The sequence below is a fragment of the Luteibacter sp. HAY1-4A genome, from assembly GCF_056755355.1.
Genome location: NZ_JBNDHZ010000069.1, coordinates 1 through 16,323, shown reverse-complemented (window position 1 = coordinate 16,323; position 16,323 = coordinate 1). Strand labels below are relative to the sequence as shown.

Sequence of the window (16,323 nt, the reverse complement as noted above, 5' to 3'; positions counted from 1 at the left end):
GCCGAATCCACCCCAGCCGCCGCCGCCGATCGAGCGGCCCGCACCAAGGGGAATGGCCATGAACAGCGCACCGGCGATGAGACCGACGACACCACCCAGGATGGAGTGCAGGAACAGCCAGCCGATGCCGCCGGCGACGGCGCCGCCCAACGGCATGCGCAAGCCCAGCGGAGCCCGGCCCAGGATGCCGCGCAGGAAGATCGCGCCGAAAATAAGGGGCACCAGCAGGTGCCCGCCGCCGCGGCGCTCGTGGCTTTCATCGGGCGCGACCGGTGGCGGCAGTGCCTCGCCCTGCACGATCTGGGTGATCGCGTTCAGGGCTTCGGTGATGCCGCCGTAGTAGTCGTTCGTCCGCAGCTTGGGCGCCATGTATTCGCGGATGATCCGCGAGGCGATGGCGTCTGGAATCGCGCCTTCCAGGCCATAGCCCACCTCGATGCGCACGCGACGGTCGTTCTTGGCAAGGAGCAGCAGCAATCCGTCGTCGGGGCCTTCGCGGCCGACCTTGTTCGTCTCGGCCACCTTGAGCGAATAGCTTTCCAGGTCGTCGGGCTGGGTGGTCGGCACCATGAGCACGACGATCTGTGCGCCCTTCGCCTTCTCCAGGTCGACCAGGCGGGCATCCAACTGCGCCACCTGCTCGCTGCTCAGCGTGCCGGTGAGGTCGGTGACATGGCGCGTCAGCTTCGGCACGTCCACGTCGGCTCGTGCCACCAGGGGCGGCACGAGCAAGGCGACGGCGAGGAGCAGCGCTGTCGCGAATCCGCGCATCAGCGGCCGGCCGTGGAAGCCGGTGCCGGAGTGGAACCGAAGTCGACGGTCGGGGCCGTGGAAATCGCCTTCTCGTTCTCGACGCTGAAGTTCGGCTTCACCTTGTAGCCCATGACCTTGGCCGTGAGGTTGTTCGGGAACGAGCGGATCAGCGTGTTGTAGCTCTGCACCGACGCCACATAGCGGTTGCGGGCGACGGTGATGCGGTTCTCGGTGCCTTCGAGCTGGGCCTGGAGGTCTCGGAACGAACCGTCGGCCTTGAGCTGGGGATAGTTCTCGCTGACCACCATCAGGCGGGACAGCGCGCTGGTCAGCTGGCCCTGGGCGGCCTGGAACTTGGCCAGGGCTTCCGGATCGTTGAGCAATTCCGGAGTGATCTGCGTCTGGCCCACGCGGGCACGGGCATTCGTGACCTCGGTGAGCACCCGCTCTTCGTGCTGCGCGTAGCCTTTTACGGTGTTGACCAGGTTCGGCACCAGGTCGGCGCGGCGCTGGTACTGGTTCAGCACTTCGGACCAGGCGGCCTTTACGGCCTCGTCCTCACGCTGGATGGCGTTGTAACCGCAGCCCGACAGGAAGGCGGCGAGCAGGGCGAGGGCAAAAGTGCGGACGAGTGTCTTCATGGCGGCGGGTTCCGTGGAGTGTGCCGCAACAACTTACCTTAAAGCGGCGGGAAACGGATCGGGCGGCTTTCGACGAGGATCGATGAGTCCTGTGGGAGCCGGCTGCGCCGGCGATCCCGCGGCCAGCGGGCAAGCTCGCCGCGAGCACCCATCGCCGCTGAAGCGGCTCCCACAATGCGGCCGGCGCGTGGTTATCCGGCCAGAAAGCGCGGCAGGAGGATCAGGGCCCAGCTGACCACCACCATCACCATGAGCAGGAAGACGGCCGCGGAGCCCATGTCCTTGGCCCGGCCCGCCAGCTCGTGGAACTCCGGGCTGACCTTGTCCACGACGGCCTCGATGGCCGAATTCAGCAATTCCGCCGACAGGACCAGAACCGGGAACGTGATCAGCACGATTTTCTCGATCGGGCCGTTGCCCAGCCACAGGCCGAGGGGCACGACCACCACGGCAAGCAGCACCTCGAGCCGGAACGAGGCCTCGTGTCGGAAACAAGCCTTGAGGCCCTGCATGGACCAGAGGAAGGCCGCGTAGATCTGCCTGGGGCCGCGCCGCTCGGTGGATGCCATGTCGCTCAGGCCGCCCGCGCCGGTACCGGACCGGCGGAATGGTGACGGGTGGATAAGTTGCGCTGCGGCATCGGGGCGGTATCGGGAGGTCGTTAACGGCCCGGTATGATGCCACAGGCCGCCTTCCCTCCGGCTTAGGGCCGCCAACGCGGCGAATCGCCGCGCCCCTCTGGCGCTGCAACACAACCGGGCGGACCATTTGTATTACGCTTGAACGGTTGTGACTCCGTTCAGGGTCACGGCGACGGGAGCAGGGCCACCGGTCCTCTCGCTGTTTCCAACGCGACCGGAAAATACATGGCAATTCAGAACCCGCCCATTTCACAGACCAAGTCCTTCAGCACGGTCTTCCTCATCGAAATGTGGGAGCGCTTCGGCTTCTACGGCATGCAGGTGCTGATGGTCACCTACATGGTGAAGAAGCTCGGATTTGCCGACGTCGACGCCAACCTCGTCTGGGGCGCTGCTTCTGCCCTGATCTACGCCACCCCCGCCATCGGCGGCTGGATCGGCGACAAATTCCTTGGTTCGCGCCGCACCATGCTCAGCGGCGCCGTCGTGTTGATGTTGGGCTATGCCCTGCTCTGGATTCCCACCAACAACGCCTACGCCCTCTATCTCGCACTCGGCGTGATCATCCTGGGCAACGGCCTGTTCAAGCCGAACGCCGGCAACCTCGTGCGCAAGATCTACGAGGGCGACGAGGTCAAGATCGACAGCGCCTTCACCATCTACTACATGGCGGTGAACGTCGGCTCGACGATCTCGATGCTGCTCACCCCGTGGATCCGCGATTACGTGGGCGAGCACTACGGCGACGCGCTGGGCTGGCACACGGCCTTCGGCGTCTGCTCCATCGGCCTCATTCTCGGTCTCATCAATTACTACTTCATGCGCCGCACGCTGGCGCACATCGGTTCGGAACCGGACAACCATCCGCCGAAAGCGAAGAACATCCTTGGCGTGATCGCCGGCGGCATCGTCATCATCGCCGTGTCCGCCTACATCCTGCAGAACCAGAGCGTGGCCCAGCTTTGCGTCTACGCCGCGGGCATCGTCATCCTCGGCATCTTCGTGCACCTCATCCGTTCCAGCGAGCCTGGCGAACGCGCCGGCCTCATCGCGGCGCTGGTGCTCACGATCCAGACGATCTTCTTCTTCATCTTCTACCAGCAGATGTCGACCTCGCTGAACCTGTTCGCCCAGCGCAACGTCGACCTCTCGTTCGGCATCTTCGGCTTCGAGATCTTCCGCTGGATTCCCGAGCAGTTCCAGTCGCTCAATGCCATCTGGATCGTAATCCTCTCGCCGATCCTGGTCTGGATCTACAACTCGCTCGGCCGGCATGGCAAGGACTTCCCTGTCGCCGCCAAGTTCGCCCTCGGTTTCGCCGCCGTGGCCGCCGGCTTCTTCATGTATGGCCTGGGCGCCACCACCGCTGTCAACGGCGCGATCTCGTCCTGGTACATGGTGTGGGGCTACGGCCTCTACTCGCTCGGCGAAGTGCTGGTGAGCGGCCTGGGCCTGGCCATGATCGCGCGCTACGTGCCGGCGCGCATGGGTGGCTTCATGATGGGCGCCTACTACGTGGCTTCGGGCGTGGCTCAGTACATGGGCAGCGTGGTGGCGAACTACGCCGCCATTCCGGACAACATCACTGATCCGCTGCAGTCGCTGGCGATCTACACCAGCCTGTTCAACAAGCTCGGCTTCGTGGGCATAGGTTGCACAGTCATCGCCGTGGCGATGCTGCCGCTGATGAAGAAGCTTTCCGCCAACCATGCGCTGTCGATGTTGCCGCCGATACCGCCGGTGCACAACGAAGACCTGTGACACGGCGGAGGGCCGCGCCGCGCGGCGCGCCCCTCCTGCCAGGAAGAGACCACCGTGAGCGACCACCTGCATACGCCATCGTCCCGCTCCGGTCCCTTCGCTCTCGCGCGCACCCTCGCCTGGCTGCGCCTTTGCGCCATCGCCGGACAGAGCGTGGCGATCCTATCCTGCGTCACGCTGCTGAAGCTCGATGTCCCGCTGCTGCCCCTCATGCTCGGCGTGTGCGTGCTGGCGGTATTCGCAGCCGCGGCCTCCTTCCGCCTGGGCATGCCGTGGAAGGTGGGCGAAGGCGAGGCCATCGTGCATATCGCCGCGGACACGCTGGTGCTGGGCTACCTGCTCTATTTCACTGGCGGCGCGGCCAACCCGTTCGTCACGCTGCTACTGGTGCCCATCGCCCTCTCGGCAGCGGCGCTGTCGGTGGCCGGCGTGTCGCTCGTGGCGATCCTCACCGGGGTCGCCTACGTACTGCTGGTGCCGTACCACCTGCCGCTGCCGACATTGGGCGACAAGGGCCAGGATTTTGACCTCTATGTCGCGGGCATGGGGGTCAACTTCGTCATCATGGCGATCCTCCTCGGCGTCTTCATAAGCAACCTGGCCAAGGCCATCCGCACCCAGCAAGTCGAGGTGCAGCGCGTGCGCGAACGCGCGCTGCGCGACGAAGGCATCCTGGCCATCGCCACGCAGGCGGCCGGCGCCGCGCACGAGTTGAACACGCCGCTGTCCACCATGCGCACGCTGCTGCCGGAGATCCGCCGCGAGCACGCGGCGGACAACGCGCTGGGCGAGGATCTCGACCTGCTCGACGGCCAGGTGGAGCGCTGCCGCACGATCCTGCGCGAGATGGTTGCCTTCGGCCAGGCGCAGCTTTCGCAGGTGCCGGAGCGCCTCACGCTGGATCAATTCGTACACGTGTGCCTCGAGCGCTTCCAGCTGCTGCGGCCCGAGGCGGACGTGACGGTAACGCTCGAGCCGGGCGCCGGGCGCATCGCGCTGCGGTCGCCGCCGGGACTGCGTCATGCGCTCATCAACCTGCTCAACAACGCGGCCGACGCGTCCGCCTTGAACGAAAGCACGGTGGTGCACCTGCGCATCGGTGTGGTGGAGCACTGGCTGGAACTCACGGTCAGCGACGAAGGTCCGGGCTTCGACGAGTTCGACGAACTCGGCACGCTCGGACTGTCGCAGAAGGCCACCGGGCTCGGCCTGGGCCTCGCACTGGCCGAGGCGACGGCCGAACGACTGGACGGCGAACTCGCCGCGAGCAATACCGGGCACGGTGCCGAGATGCGCCTGCGCTTGCCCCTCAGGGTCATTGGAGACCATGCATGAACGACCTCGTTCCTCCCTCGGGCCGTCCCCTGTTGATCGTCGATGACGATGCCACCTTCGCCCGCGTCCTTGGCCGTGCGCTCACCTCCCGCGGCTTCGAGGTCATCAGCAGCGACAACGCCGACGACGCACGCGCACTGGCACGCCGGCACCAGCCGCGCTATTGCGTGCTCGACCTCAAGCTCGGCGACGAGAACGGCTTGCGCCTGATACCGGAGCTCCAGGCCCTCGTTCCCGACATGCGCGTGCTCCTGCTGACCGGCTATGCCTCCATCGCCACCGCCGTGGAAGCGATCAAGCGTGGTGCGCACGATTACCTCGCCAAACCCGTCGACGCCGATGCCGTGGTCCGTGCCCTGCTCGACGGCGACAGCGGCCCGGGCGACCTCGACGACCTCGTGGATGCGCCGGACGCCCCCCTGCCCTTGCGCCGGCTGGAGTGGGAACACATCCAGCGCGTGCTCACCGAATGCGAAGGCAACATCTCGGAAACCGCGCGCCGCCTTGGCATGCATCGCCGTACCTTGCAGCGCAAGCTGAGCAAGCATCCCGTGCGCGAAAGGCCCGACGAACGATGATCCTGCCGAAGCCATACCTCTTCGTCGCCCTGCTCGCCGCGGCGGGCGGCGCGCAAGCCCACGACGGCATGTCCGGCATGGCGATGGGACACGAAGCACCGCTCGGCTTCGACGCGGCCATGGACGCACAGGGGCACCTGTGGGTGGTGGACACCGTGGGCGAGCACGTGCGCGCGCGGCGGTCGGACGACATGGGCCGCACCTTTGCGACCTCCACCATCGTCAACCCCGTGGGCGAACCGCTTTACGCCGAAGGCGAGAACCGGCCGAAAATCGCCCTGGGTCCCAAGGGCGAGCTATATGTCAGCTGGTCGCAGCCGCGCAAGCTGCCGTGGACCGGATTCGTCCGCTTCTCTCGTTCGCTCGACGGCGGCACGCATTTCGACGCACCGAAGACGGTGCACCGGGACACGGCGGAAATCACCCATCGGTTCGACTCCCTTGCTGTCGACGGCAAGGGCAACGTCGTGGTGGCGTGGATAGACAAGCGCGACGTGGAGGCGGCGAAGGCCAAGGGCACCCCGTATCTAGGCGCGGCCACGTACTACAGCTGGTCGACCGACCGCGGGGCTACCTTTGCACCCGAACGCAAGATCGTCGACCAGAGCTGCGAATGCTGCCGCATCGCACTCGCCCGCGCGCCCGATGGCAGCATCGATGCGTTCTTCCGTGCGATCTACGGCGACAACATCCGCGATCACGCCTATGCGACGTTGCCCTTCGGCAAGGACTCGCCGAACGTACAGCGCGCAACATACACCCAGTGGCACATCGAGGGCTGCCCTCATCACGGCCCCTCGCTTGCGATCGACGGAACGGGCACACGGCACGCCGTGTGGTTCAGCGCGGCGGAAGGCAAGGCCACTGTGTGGTACGGGCAGCTCCGGCCGGGCCGCGAACCGACGCACATGGCCGCCGTGGCTGGCGCCGGCGCCGCACATGCGGACCTCGCCGTGAACGGCAAACACGTGTGGATCGCCTATCACCAGGTGTCCGCCAAGGGATTAGACCTCATGCTGCGGGAGTCGACCGACGGCGGAGCGACGTTCGGCGACCCTCGCGCCATCGCGCACACCGATGGCGCGTCGGGCTGGCCGAAGCTGGTGGTGTGGGGTCATCGGGCGTTCGTGGCGTGGAACCCCGCAGGGCAGTTCCGTCTCGTACCCACGGAGGCTTTGTGATGAGGCCGCTCGCGCTCGTCATGGGCTTCGCACTCGCGGCCTGGGCAACGATCGCCCTCGCGGCGGCGCCGGCGCCGCTGGGCACTTCGGACGTAGGCAGCCTGCTGGCGCAGCCTGCGAAAGGCGTCAAAGTGATCGCGATATGGTCGCTCGACTGCGCCTATTGCGAAGAGAACCTGTCCGCCCTGCTCGCTTACCAGCGCGCGCACGCCGATGTCGACCTGGTTTTCGTCGCCACCGATTCGGTGGATCATGCCGGCGCGCTGGAGGCTCGGCTGAAGGCCGCGAAACTGGACGCCGTACCGTCTCGAGCCTACGCGGAGGCGGCGCCCGACCGCCTCAATTTCCTCATGGACCAGACCTGGGGTGGCGAAACACCGCGCACGCTGGTGATCAAGGCGGATGGCACGCGACGGGCGGCGAGCGGTGCGTTGGACGCCGTCCGCATCGCGAAACTGCTGCGCTGAGGCGCTGTCGCCTCAGGCTTCCACCGGCTGAGGATGCGGGAAGCGCACGCTCGCGATACGGTTGGCGCCCGGCAGCGAGCGCAGCTCCAGCGGCCACTGGAAGCGATCGGACAGGCGGCGCGCGATAGCCAGGTCGAAACCGTGGCGGTCGACGGCCGCATGTCGCCGACTGCCCGGTTCCGGCACATCGAGCGCCGGGTTGATCACGCTGACGCTGCCGGGCATCACGGTGACGACGATGGTGCCCTGGTCCGTCTGCTGCAGGGCATGCCGGATCAACTGTCCACAAAGCACCGCGAACACGCGCGGCGACGCGTGCAACGCGAAACTCGCAGGTTCGTCGAGCACCAGTTCCACCGGACGTCCCGCAATGAGTTCCCGGGCGTAGTCCACTTCCTGGCGCAGCACCGTGTTGACCACGAAATCCTCCTCCGCCAGGCCCTGGTCGGACTCGCGCGAGAGGATGAGGAAGGCCTCGACCAGCGACTCGAGTTCGCGCGTCGAACGGCGGATGCGCTCCAGCGACCGGTAACCGACGTCCGAGAGCTCCGCCTCGTCGGCAAGCATGTCCGAGGACATCTTGATGACGGTGAGCGGGCTCCTGAGTTCGTGGCTGGCATCGCGGGTGAAGTTGCGCTCGCGCTCGCCATAGCCCTCGAGGCGGCTGGCCAGCCCGTGCAACCCGCGAATCAGCGACGACACGTCGTTGTCCGAACGCCTTCCACCCTCGCGATCCAGGCTGGCCATGTCCGGCTTCTCGGGGTCCCAGGCGTCCAGCAGGCGGGCGAGGGCCGCCACGGGAATCCATTCGCGCGACACGGCGAGCCAGGCGAGACTGCCCGAGCAAAGCATGATCGCGATCGCCGCGCCGATGGGCGCGACGTTGTTCGCGGCCATCAACGACGCGGTGATCATCACGATCGTCTGCAGTGCGAACACAACGGCGATGCGCACGCGGAACGATCCGCGGCGGCGCCGTTTACCCTGCGAAGACCTGCCTTCCATCTATCGGACCCGATGCTGCTCCCGCTTCATGCCGTCTGCGATGCGGCGACTTCGGAGTCGAGGTCCGCCAGGCGGTATCCAGCGGAGTGGATGGTGTGCAGCAGGGGACGATCGAACGGCTTGTCGATCACGCGGCGCAGGTTGTAAAGGTGCGAGCGCAACGTGTCCGAATCCGGAAGCGTGTCGCCCCAGATCTCGCGTTCGATATCGCGGCGGCTCACGACCCGCGGCGACTCGCGCATGAGGATGGCAAGCAGCTTCAGGCCGATCGGCGACACCGTGAGTTCCTGCCCCCCGCGGGTCAGGCGCAGCGTAGCCGTGTCGAGGGTCATGTCCCCGACGTTGAGTACTTCCGAGGAAACCTGGCGGCGATCGCGGCGGATCAACGCGCGCAGGCGGGCCTCCAGTTCGCGTACCTCGAACGGCTTGACGAGGTAGTCGTCGGCACCGGCTTCCAGGCCCACGAGCTTGTCTTCCAGGGTGTCCCGTGCGGTAAGCATGAGTACCGGCGTGGACTTCTTCCCGTCCTTGCGCAGCTTCCGGCAGACATCCAGGCCGTCCATGCCGGGCAGCATGAGGTCGAGGACGATGACGTCGTAGCTGTTCGAAACGGCGAGATGCAGGCCACTGACGCCGTCGGCGGCGTAATCCACCGAATAGCCCCGGCGCTCCAGGAATTCGCCGACCATCTCGGCGATCTGGCGATTGTCCTCGACGAGAAGGATCAGTCCAGCCTGTTCGTCGCGTGTGCTCATCTGCTCCACTCCTCTGGTGATTCACAAATGTGAAGAGTTAACGGCCGGGCCGGTGAGAGCAACGTGAAGACCGAAAACAGGATTCATTGTGCGGACGAGTACGTGGACGAAGCGTCGTTTAATGCAGCATCGGGCTAAGCGCTTTCCACACGTTGTCCGCTACACGCGGTTCACCTTTCGCCGTCGGATGCAGGCCGTCGTCCTGCATCAATGCGGGATCGAGGGCCACTCCATCGAGCAGGAACGGCACGAGGGAGGCCCCGTGTTTCTGCGCGGCATCGGCGTATACCTTGCGCAAGCCGTCGCGGTACTGCGGCCCGTAGTTCACCGGCAATTCGATGCCCAGCAGAAGCACCTTGGCCCCCGCGGCCTTCGCCGCCTCGATCATGGCGTCGAGGTTCGCGGCCAACTGGGGCAATGGCAGGCCCTGGAGGCCGTCGTTGGCGCCCAGTTCGATCACGACGACGCCCGGCCGCTGCTTCGCCAGCAGGGCCGGCAGGCGGTTCTTGCCGCTCAGGGAGGTTTCCCCGCTAATGCTGGCATTGACCATCGTCCATGGCGTCGCCATCTTCGAGGTGCGCGCGTCCAGCAAACGCACCCAGCCGGCCTCCACCGGAATGTTGTGCGCCGCCGACAACGAGTCCCCGAGCACCAGCACCTTGCGCGGCGCATCCGCCGCGGAGGCGATGGCGCACCAGACGAACAGCAACAGGACCAGGCAACGACGCATGAGCGATTCCAGTGTTCTTCTCGAAGTGGCGGATGTTAGCAAGTCGGTTTTCGGGCCGGAGGGACAGCTGGACATCCTGTCCGGGGTGAACCTGCGGGTGGCGGCCGGGGAAAGCTTCGCCATCGTCGGCGCCTCCGGCTCGGGCAAGACCACCCTCCTGGGACTGCTCGCCGGGCTGGACGTTCCCACGGCCGGCAGCATCCGCCTCGACGGGCAGGCGCTGGAACGCATGGACGAAGAAGCCCGGGCCGCGATCCGGCGCCGTCTGGTCGGCTTCGTGTTCCAGTCCTTCCATCTCCTCCCGGCGCTCACGGCGGAGGAAAACGTGATGCTGCCCATGGAACTCGAGGGCGACGACACGGCACGGGAGCGGGCGCATGCGGCCCTCGATGCGGTGGGCCTGGGGGCCCGCCGAAGGCACTACCCCGCCCAGCTGTCGGGCGGCGAACAGCAGCGCGTGGCGCTGGCACGGGCCTTCGTGCACCGCCCGCGCATCCTCTTCGCCGACGAGCCCACCGGCAACCTGGACCAGCACACCGGCGAGCACGTGGGCGACCTGCTCTTCGAGATGAACCGCCAGCACGCGACCACGCTCATCCTCGTCACCCACGACGCCCGCCTGGCGGCGCGTTGCGCCCGGTCGGCCGAGCTGCACGAAGGCCGCCTCGGGGTGCCGGCGTGAACGTCGCCCGGCTCGCCCTCCGCACGCTGCGCCGCGAATGGCACCTGGTCGAACTGCGCACCCTGGCGGCCTCGCTGGTGCTCGCGGTGATCGCGCTCGGCGTGGTCGCCACCCTCTCCACGCGCATCGAACGCGGCATCCTCGCCAGCGCAGCCGAACTGATCGGCGGCGACCTCGGCGTGAGCGCGCCCGCACCACTGCCCGAGCCGATGCTGCGCTCCGCGCAGGCCGACGGGCTGACCGCCACGCGGGGCGCCGCCTTCCGCAGCGTCGCCTTCGTGGGCGAGCACAGCCAGTTGCTCGACGTGCTCGCCACCGACGGCGTCTATCCGCTGCGAGGCACGCTGGAGATCCGCGGTGCGGACGGCCGCGACCGTGTCGCGCATGGTCCGCCGCGTGGGCAGGTTTTCCTCGACCATCGCGCCATGGTGGGTCTGGGAGTACATGCCGGGCAGACGATCCAGATCGGCGGGCGCGACCTCGTCGTGGCCGCCGAACTCCTGCGCCAGCCCGACGGCGGCGAACTGTTCGCGCTCGCACCGCGCGCCTTGATGAACCTCGACGACGCCAACGACGCCGGGTTGCTGTCCGTCGGCAGCCGCGCGCGCCACCGCCTGCTGGTTTCCGGTCCGCCGGCCGCGGTCGCCGCGTGGCGCGGGTACCTCGAAGGCAGCGACCTGCCCGCGGGCACAGACCTCATCACGCCGGAAAAGATGCAGGAACGCATGCGCACGGCGTTCGATCGCGCCAGCGCGTTCCTGCGCCTCACCGCGCTGCTCTCCGCCTTGCTGGCCGGTGTCGCCATCGCGCTGGCTGCGGCACGCTATGCGCGCCGCAAGGCTGGCGAAGTCGCACTTCTGCGCGCACTCGGTACGCCGCGTCGCCGCGTGGCGGCCTTGCTGGTGACCACGCTCGCCGCACTGGCCCTGCCCGCCGCGGCGCTGGGCATGGCCATCGCCCTGGGCCTGGCCCAAGGTGCGTGGTACTTCGCGCGCCAGTTGTTCGACAATATTCCCACTACGCTGCCGCTCGGCCCGGCGTTCGCCGCGGCGGCGATGGGCCTGGCGGTACTTGCCGGCTTCGCGCTGCCGCCGCTCGTGCGCCTCGCCGAGGTGCCACCGGTCGCCGTCTTCCGCGAATCCATGCAACGGCGTGTGCGCCGTTTCGACGCCCTCTACCTCGTGCCGCTCGTCACCGCCGTGCTACTGGTGTGGGTGCAGAGCGACTCCGCGAAGCTCGCGGGCATCCTCGCCGCCACCCTTGCCGGCGTGGCCGCCGTGGCCGCGCTGCTTTCCGCGCTGCTGCTGGTCATCGCGCGCCGCGTGGCGCCGGGCGCGCACCCGGCGCTCCGGCTCGGACTCGCGGCACTCGCCCGCCGCCGCGGCCTCTCGCTCGTGCAGGCGACCGCACTCTCGCTTGGCCTGTGCGCCCTCCTCCTGCTGGCCGTGATCGCACCATCCCTGCTCGAAGGCTGGCGGCGCGAACTGCCGGCCGACACACCGAACTGGTTCGCACTGAACCTCCAGGACGACCAGCGCGACGCATTCACCCGCGCACTCGGCGACATGGGCGCGACACGCACGAACATGATGCCCCTTGCCGTCGGCAAGCTCACCGCGATCAACGGGAAGTCCATCGACAGCATCGCCTTCGCCAACGAAGACGCAAAGGATTCGGCGGATCGCCAGCTGCGCTTGTCATGGGCCGCGGAGCTGCCGCCTTCGAACCAGGTAGTGGAAGGCACCTGGGCCGGGCCTTCGCCGTCCCAGGCGGAAGTGTCCGTCGACACGTCGTGGCGAGACCGGTACCAATTGAAGATCGGCGACACGCTGAGCTTCGAAGTGGGCGAAGGCACGCTGGACGCGAAGGTGGGCAGTGTACGCAAGGTGGACTGGAGTTCGTTCCGCGTGAACTTCTTCCTCATGCTCGACCCCGCGCATGCCGACCAGTTGCCGCATACGTGGCTGACAAGCTTCTACCTGCCTCGCGGGCGTGCGGATCAACTGGCAAAGGTGTCGCGCGACTTCGGCAACCTGAGCCTGATCGACGTGGACGCCCTGCTCGATCGCGTGCGCGAGATCGTCGACCGCGTCGGCGGTGCGGTGCGCTGGGTGCTCGGCTTCAGCCTGCTCGCAGGCGCTCTCGTGCTTGCCGCCGCGCTCGCAGCGAGTGCGCAGGAACGGCGCAAGGAAGCCGCGCTGCTGCGCACGCTGGGCGCCACCCGGGCACAACTGCGTGCCGCGGCGGCCTGCGAGTTCGCCCTGCTCGGACTCGTCGCGGGGCTGACCGCCGCGCTGGGGGCACTCGGCGCCGGCCTGTGGCTCGGCAACGCGGTATTTCGCATCGAGAACTTCGTGCCGCCGCTATGGCCGCTGATCGGCGCAGCCGCGCTGGCTGCGTTCGTGGTCATGGCGATCGGCCTGTTCGGCACGCGCAAAGTGGTGCGCACTTCGCCGATGGCCTTGCTGCGCGAGGGATGAGTCCGACCTGCCCTACGCTTGCGATTCGCCGTCGGTGTGCATTTCCAGCGACATCACGATCGCGTCCTCGCGGCCGCCCCTTGCCGGGTAGTAGGAGGGACGGCGTCCGATCTCGGTGAAGCCAAGCGAGTCGTACAGCGCCTTCGCGACCGGGTTCGACGGGCGGACTTCCAGGAAGATGCGTTCCGCCCCGTACCAGCGGGCGAGGTCGAGCAGGCGGCGCATCATGCGGCGGCCGTAGCCGAGCCCGCGATGCGCATTGCCGATGCACACGTTGAGCACGTGCGCCTCGCCTGCCGCCACCGAGAGGATGCCGTAACCGGCGATCTCACCCTCGTGCACGATCACCCAGCAGTTGTGGCCTGCCTGCAGGCAGTCACGGAAGATACCCGCGCTCCATGGGAACTCGTACGAGGCGTGTTCGATCGCGACCACCGCATCGAGGTCGTCGCGACGCATCGCGCGTACTTCGGTGGACGGACGTGCAACGGCGACCATCGGATCAGGCTCCGCGCAAGACAGGTCCAAGGGTACGCAGTCCGTTCCACAGGCGCCGCTTGGCTGCCGGGTCCGTGAGGATCGCCGCCGGTGTATCCACCAGCACGATCTGGGCCGCGCTCATCACGGCCGCCGGGAGGTCGCGGCCCAGCGCCCTCGCCTGCGCCTCGCCGAAGACGATGTATGCCCTGGCGACGGGTATCTCGCCCAGTCCCCTTTCACCCGCCTCCAGGCGGGCGGCGCGGCCCATGACCGGGCCGAACGCACGCAGGGCGCGTCCCACCAGGTCCAGCTCGCGGCCGCTGGCACCGGCCGGCAGCACCACGACACACATGGTCTGGCTGGGGGATACCACCTCGTTCGCCGCCATGCTCTCCGGCCCGACGGAAACCGGCCCCGCACGCAGGCGCCAGGGCGTGATGCCCATGACCTTGAGCAGGCGCTGGCGGCGGTCGAGCGCGGCAGCCATCGGTGTTACTCCGGCACCTTCGCGCGGCGAGCGCGACGACGGCGCGTGGCTCGCCCCCAAAGGGTCATGATCGGGCCGGACACGGTGTAGATGACCGCCACGGCGAACAACACACGTGCCGTGTCGACCAGCAGCAACACCACGATCAGCACCGCCGCGATCAGCCAGATGAACGGGACGCGGTCGCCCTTCGGCCACGCCTTGAAGCTGAAATAGCGGATGTTGCTGACCATGAGCAGCCCCGCGATCACCGCCAGCGGCATCGCGAAGAACGCTACCGACGGGCCGGGGATGTCGAATTTTTCCATCGTCCAGACGAAGGACATGCACAAGCCGGCCGCGGCGGGACTCGCCAGGCCCTGGAAATAGCGCTTGTCGGCCACGCCCACCTGGGTGTTGAAACGGGCGAGCCGCAGCGCGGCGCAAACCGCGTAGATGAAGGCCGCGGCCCAGCCGATCTTTCCCCACACCGGCCCATAGGCCGCCAGCGAGGAGAGCGCCCAGGTGTACATGACCAGCGCGGGGGCCAGGCCGAAACTGACCAGGTCCGACAGCGAGTCGTACTGCACCCCGAATTCGCTTTGCGTATTCGTGAGGCGCGCCACGCGTCCGTCCATGCCGTCGAGGATGCCCGCCACGAACACGGCCAGCGCGGCCACCGCGTAATGCCCCCCGATGGCGGACACGATCGCGTAGAAGCCCGCGAACATGGCGCCCGTCGTGAACAGGTTCGGAAGCAGGTAGATGCCGCGATGACGCGGCGCCCGGACTTGGATCGGATCGCTCATGGGCCATTCCGTGACATGGGGCGCCAGTGTAGCCCAAGGGACCCTTGGTGAAGCGTCAATCCGCCCCCTATCGGAACCGGGACCTGCGTCGCTTGCGCGGCCACGTGGCGGGTGATACTTGTTCCCGTCACACCTTATCCTTCCGCTGGATGGCCTCGCATGCGCCGAATCGTCACCCTTGCCGTCCTTCTCGCGGCCTGCCCCCTCGCGTTTGCCCAGGCCTACAAGTGGAAGGACGCCCAGGGCGTCACGCACTATGCCGATTCGCCGCCGCCCGTGGGAACGAAATACGACAAGGTGAAGACCAGCGGCACGGTCGTCCCGCCCGCGGGAAACACCCCGGCACCGCCGCCCGCCGCCAAACCGGAACCGGCCAAGGCGGCGCCGGCCGGCGCCACCGCGGACACGCCGGAGAACAGGACGAAGCTCTGCGCCACGCTGAAGTCCAACATGGAAACCCTTGCGAAACCGCAGCAGGTTTCCGTCGACGACGGCAAGGGCGGCCAGGTCCCGCTCGACGACGCCGGCCGCAAGCGCCAGATCGAAACCACGCAAGCCCAGATGACCCTGTACTGCAAATAGGTTCGCCAGGTACGGGGCGGTCGGGGAAAACCACCTATAATCCCGCCTTTACCGTACGGACCGCTCGCCGATGCGCCTCAGCAAGTTCCACCTCGCCACCGTCAAGGAAGTACCCGCCGACGCGGAAATCGCCAGCCACCAGCTGATGCTGCGGGCCGGCATGATCCGCAAGCTTGCCTCCGGCCTGTATACGTGGACGCCGCTGGGCCTGCGCGTGATGCGCAAGGTCGAGAACGTCGTTCGCGAGGAAATGGTGCGCGCCGGCGCCGTGGAAATGCTCATGCCGTCCGTGCAGCCGCGCGAGCTCTGGGAAGAGACCGGCCGCTGGGAGAAATTCGGCGGGCAGTTGCTCAAGATGAAGGACCGCAAGGAGCAGGACTACTGCTACGGCCCCACGCATGAGGAAGTCGTTACCGACTTCGCGCGTAACGAGCTGAAAAGCTACAAGCAGCTGCCGCTCAACGTGTTCCAGATCCAGACCAAGTTCCGCGACGAGATCCGGCCACGTTTCGGTGTGATGCGTGCGCGCGAGTTCCTCATGAAGGACGCGTACTCGTTCCATCTCACCCCGGAATCGCTCGGCGAAACGTACGAGGTGATGTACCAGGCGTATTCTCGAATCTTCACCCGCCTGGGCCTGGAGTTCCGTGCGGTCGACGCGGACACCGGCGCCATCGGCGGCAGCGCCAGCCACGAGTTCCAGGTACTGGCGGACGCCGGCGAAGACGCGCTCGCCTTCTCCGATACCTCGTCCTACGCGGCCAACATCGAAAAGGCCGAAGCCCTCGCGCCCACCGGCGAGCGGCCAGCGCCCTCGGCGGCGCTGGCGCGAGTCGACACGCCCGCACAGCGGACGATCGAAGAAGTCAGCGCGTTCCTCGACGTGCCCGCCACCCGGGTGGTGAAGACGATCCTGGTGCGCGGTCGCGAGGGCCTCGTCGCCCTGTGCGTGCGTGGCGATCACGAGATCAACGAAG

The 16,323-nt window shown here is 67.4% G+C and carries 18 protein-coding genes; 9 read left to right on the top strand and 9 right to left on the bottom strand.

Features of this window, described 5'->3' with window-relative positions; all coding sequences use genetic code 11:
- The 3 genes from ACPYOD_RS17820 to ACPYOD_RS17810 form a co-directional block, all read right to left on the bottom strand.
- Positions 1–771 (bottom strand): TPM domain-containing protein (locus ACPYOD_RS17820; RefSeq protein ID WP_481303051.1); only part of this gene is annotated, 771 nt, incomplete at its 3' end.
- Positions 771–1,394, bottom strand: coding sequence for a LemA family protein (locus tag ACPYOD_RS17815; protein ID WP_481303050.1), 624 nt, complete (start codon positions 1,392–1,394; stop codon positions 771–773). The genes ACPYOD_RS17815 and ACPYOD_RS17820, both read right to left, overlap by 1 nt.
- Positions 1,395–1,585: 191 nt before the next feature.
- Complete coding sequence (locus ACPYOD_RS17810; RefSeq protein ID WP_481303049.1) at positions 1,586–1,963, bottom strand: diacylglycerol kinase; 378 nt, start codon at positions 1,961–1,963, stop codon at positions 1,586–1,588.
- Between the two features lie 297 nt (positions 1,964–2,260).
- Here ACPYOD_RS17810 and ACPYOD_RS17805 point away from each other — a divergent pair, with 297 nt between their 5' ends.
- From ACPYOD_RS17805 to ACPYOD_RS17785, 5 genes are read left to right on the top strand one after another with little or no spacing between them, the layout of a single operon-like run.
- Positions 2,261–3,796, top strand: a complete 1,536-nt coding sequence (locus ACPYOD_RS17805; protein WP_481303048.1) for a peptide MFS transporter — start codon at positions 2,261–2,263, stop codon at positions 3,794–3,796.
- Positions 3,797–3,850: 54 nt separating this feature from the next.
- Positions 3,851–5,131 (top strand): ATP-binding protein, encoded by a 1,281-nt coding sequence (locus ACPYOD_RS17800; protein WP_481303047.1) that lies wholly within the window; start codon positions 3,851–3,853, stop codon positions 5,129–5,131.
- Positions 5,128–5,709, top strand: coding sequence for a response regulator transcription factor (locus ACPYOD_RS17795; protein WP_481303046.1), 582 nt, complete (start codon positions 5,128–5,130; stop codon positions 5,707–5,709). Before ACPYOD_RS17800 ends, ACPYOD_RS17795 begins: the two co-directional genes overlap by 4 nt.
- Positions 5,706–6,890, top strand: a complete 1,185-nt coding sequence (locus ACPYOD_RS17790; RefSeq protein ID WP_481303045.1) for a sialidase family protein — start codon at positions 5,706–5,708, stop codon at positions 6,888–6,890. The genes ACPYOD_RS17795 and ACPYOD_RS17790 overlap by 4 nt, the downstream gene beginning before the upstream one ends.
- Complete coding sequence (locus tag ACPYOD_RS17785; protein ID WP_481303044.1) at positions 6,890–7,357, top strand: TlpA family protein disulfide reductase; 468 nt, start codon at positions 6,890–6,892, stop codon at positions 7,355–7,357. Before ACPYOD_RS17790 ends, ACPYOD_RS17785 begins: the two co-directional genes overlap by 1 nt.
- Before the next feature lie 12 nt (positions 7,358–7,369).
- On the opposite strand, the gene ACPYOD_RS17780 is transcribed toward ACPYOD_RS17785, so the two are convergent.
- The 3 genes from ACPYOD_RS17780 to ACPYOD_RS17770 form a co-directional block, all read right to left on the bottom strand.
- Positions 7,370–8,311: a sensor histidine kinase gene (locus ACPYOD_RS17780; protein WP_481303043.1), complete on the bottom strand. Its 942-nt coding sequence runs from the start codon at positions 8,309–8,311 to the stop codon at positions 7,370–7,372.
- 77 nt (positions 8,312–8,388) lie between these two features.
- Positions 8,389–9,117, bottom strand: coding sequence for a response regulator transcription factor (locus tag ACPYOD_RS17775; RefSeq protein WP_029213612.1), 729 nt, complete (start codon positions 9,115–9,117; stop codon positions 8,389–8,391).
- Between the two features lie 118 nt (positions 9,118–9,235).
- Positions 9,236–9,847 carry an arylesterase gene (locus ACPYOD_RS17770; protein ID WP_481303042.1) on the bottom strand — a complete coding sequence of 204 codons (612 nt, stop codon included), beginning with the start codon at positions 9,845–9,847 and terminating at the stop codon, positions 9,236–9,238.
- Between ACPYOD_RS17770 and ACPYOD_RS17765 the strand changes: the two genes are divergently transcribed.
- Positions 9,846–10,529 (top strand): ABC transporter ATP-binding protein, encoded by a 684-nt coding sequence (locus ACPYOD_RS17765; RefSeq protein ID WP_481303041.1) that lies wholly within the window; start codon positions 9,846–9,848, stop codon positions 10,527–10,529. The genes ACPYOD_RS17770 and ACPYOD_RS17765 overlap by 2 nt on opposite strands.
- The gene (locus ACPYOD_RS17760) at positions 10,526–13,009 is read left to right on the top strand and encodes an ABC transporter permease (protein WP_481303040.1); all 2,484 of its coding nucleotides are present in this window, start codon (positions 10,526–10,528) and stop codon (positions 13,007–13,009) included. The genes ACPYOD_RS17765 and ACPYOD_RS17760 overlap by 4 nt, the downstream gene beginning before the upstream one ends.
- Before the next feature lie 12 nt (positions 13,010–13,021).
- On the opposite strand, the gene rimI is transcribed toward ACPYOD_RS17760, so the two are convergent.
- The 3 genes from rimI to pssA are packed head-to-tail and all read right to left on the bottom strand — an operon-like array spanning position 13,022 to position 14,764.
- A complete protein-coding gene (gene rimI / locus ACPYOD_RS17755; protein ID WP_481303039.1) occupies positions 13,022–13,507 on the bottom strand; it encodes a ribosomal protein S18-alanine N-acetyltransferase in 486 nt (161 codons plus the stop codon).
- Positions 13,508–13,511: 4 nt separating this feature from the next.
- Positions 13,512–13,976 (bottom strand): hypothetical protein, encoded by a 465-nt coding sequence (locus ACPYOD_RS17750; protein WP_481303038.1) that lies wholly within the window; start codon positions 13,974–13,976, stop codon positions 13,512–13,514.
- A gap of 5 nt (positions 13,977–13,981) precedes the next feature.
- Positions 13,982–14,764, bottom strand: coding sequence for a CDP-diacylglycerol--serine O-phosphatidyltransferase (gene pssA, locus ACPYOD_RS17745; protein ID WP_481303037.1), 783 nt, complete (start codon positions 14,762–14,764; stop codon positions 13,982–13,984).
- Positions 14,765–14,923: 159 nt separating this feature from the next.
- Here pssA and ACPYOD_RS17740 point away from each other — a divergent pair, with 159 nt between their 5' ends.
- Both ACPYOD_RS17740 and proS read left to right on the top strand, forming a co-directional pair.
- Positions 14,924–15,346, top strand: coding sequence for a DUF4124 domain-containing protein (locus tag ACPYOD_RS17740; protein ID WP_481303036.1), 423 nt, complete (start codon positions 14,924–14,926; stop codon positions 15,344–15,346).
- Positions 15,347–15,416: 70 nt separating this feature from the next.
- Positions 15,417–16,323: proline--tRNA ligase (proS, locus tag ACPYOD_RS17735; RefSeq protein ID WP_481303035.1), on the top strand; the 907-nt coding region annotated here is incomplete at its 3' end.

Coding starts and splice junctions, on each gene's coding strand:
- ACPYOD_RS17770 (WP_481303042.1), bottom strand. CDS start 9,847: ATGCGTCGTTGCCTGGTCCTGTTGCTGTTCGTCTGGTGCGCCATCGCC.
- ACPYOD_RS17790 (WP_481303045.1), top strand. CDS start 5,706: ATGATCCTGCCGAAGCCATACCTCTTCGTCGCCCTGCTCGCCGCGGCG.
- ACPYOD_RS17795 (WP_481303046.1), top strand. CDS start 5,128: ATGAACGACCTCGTTCCTCCCTCGGGCCGTCCCCTGTTGATCGTCGAT.
- ACPYOD_RS17785 (WP_481303044.1), top strand. CDS start 6,890: ATGAGGCCGCTCGCGCTCGTCATGGGCTTCGCACTCGCGGCCTGGGCA.
- rimI (WP_481303039.1), bottom strand. CDS start 13,507: ATGGTCGCCGTTGCACGTCCGTCCACCGAAGTACGCGCGATGCGTCGC.
- ACPYOD_RS17765 (WP_481303041.1), top strand. CDS start 9,846: ATGAGCGATTCCAGTGTTCTTCTCGAAGTGGCGGATGTTAGCAAGTCG.
- ACPYOD_RS17775 (WP_029213612.1), bottom strand. CDS start 9,117: ATGAGCACACGCGACGAACAGGCTGGACTGATCCTTCTCGTCGAGGAC.
- ACPYOD_RS17740 (WP_481303036.1), top strand. CDS start 14,924: ATGCGCCGAATCGTCACCCTTGCCGTCCTTCTCGCGGCCTGCCCCCTC.
- pssA (WP_481303037.1), bottom strand. CDS start 14,764: ATGAGCGATCCGATCCAAGTCCGGGCGCCGCGTCATCGCGGCATCTAC.
- ACPYOD_RS17810 (WP_481303049.1), bottom strand. CDS start 1,963: ATGGCATCCACCGAGCGGCGCGGCCCCAGGCAGATCTACGCGGCCTTC.
- ACPYOD_RS17750 (WP_481303038.1), bottom strand. CDS start 13,976: ATGGCTGCCGCGCTCGACCGCCGCCAGCGCCTGCTCAAGGTCATGGGC.
- ACPYOD_RS17815 (WP_481303050.1), bottom strand. CDS start 1,394: ATGAAGACACTCGTCCGCACTTTTGCCCTCGCCCTGCTCGCCGCCTTC.
- ACPYOD_RS17805 (WP_481303048.1), top strand. CDS start 2,261: ATGGCAATTCAGAACCCGCCCATTTCACAGACCAAGTCCTTCAGCACG.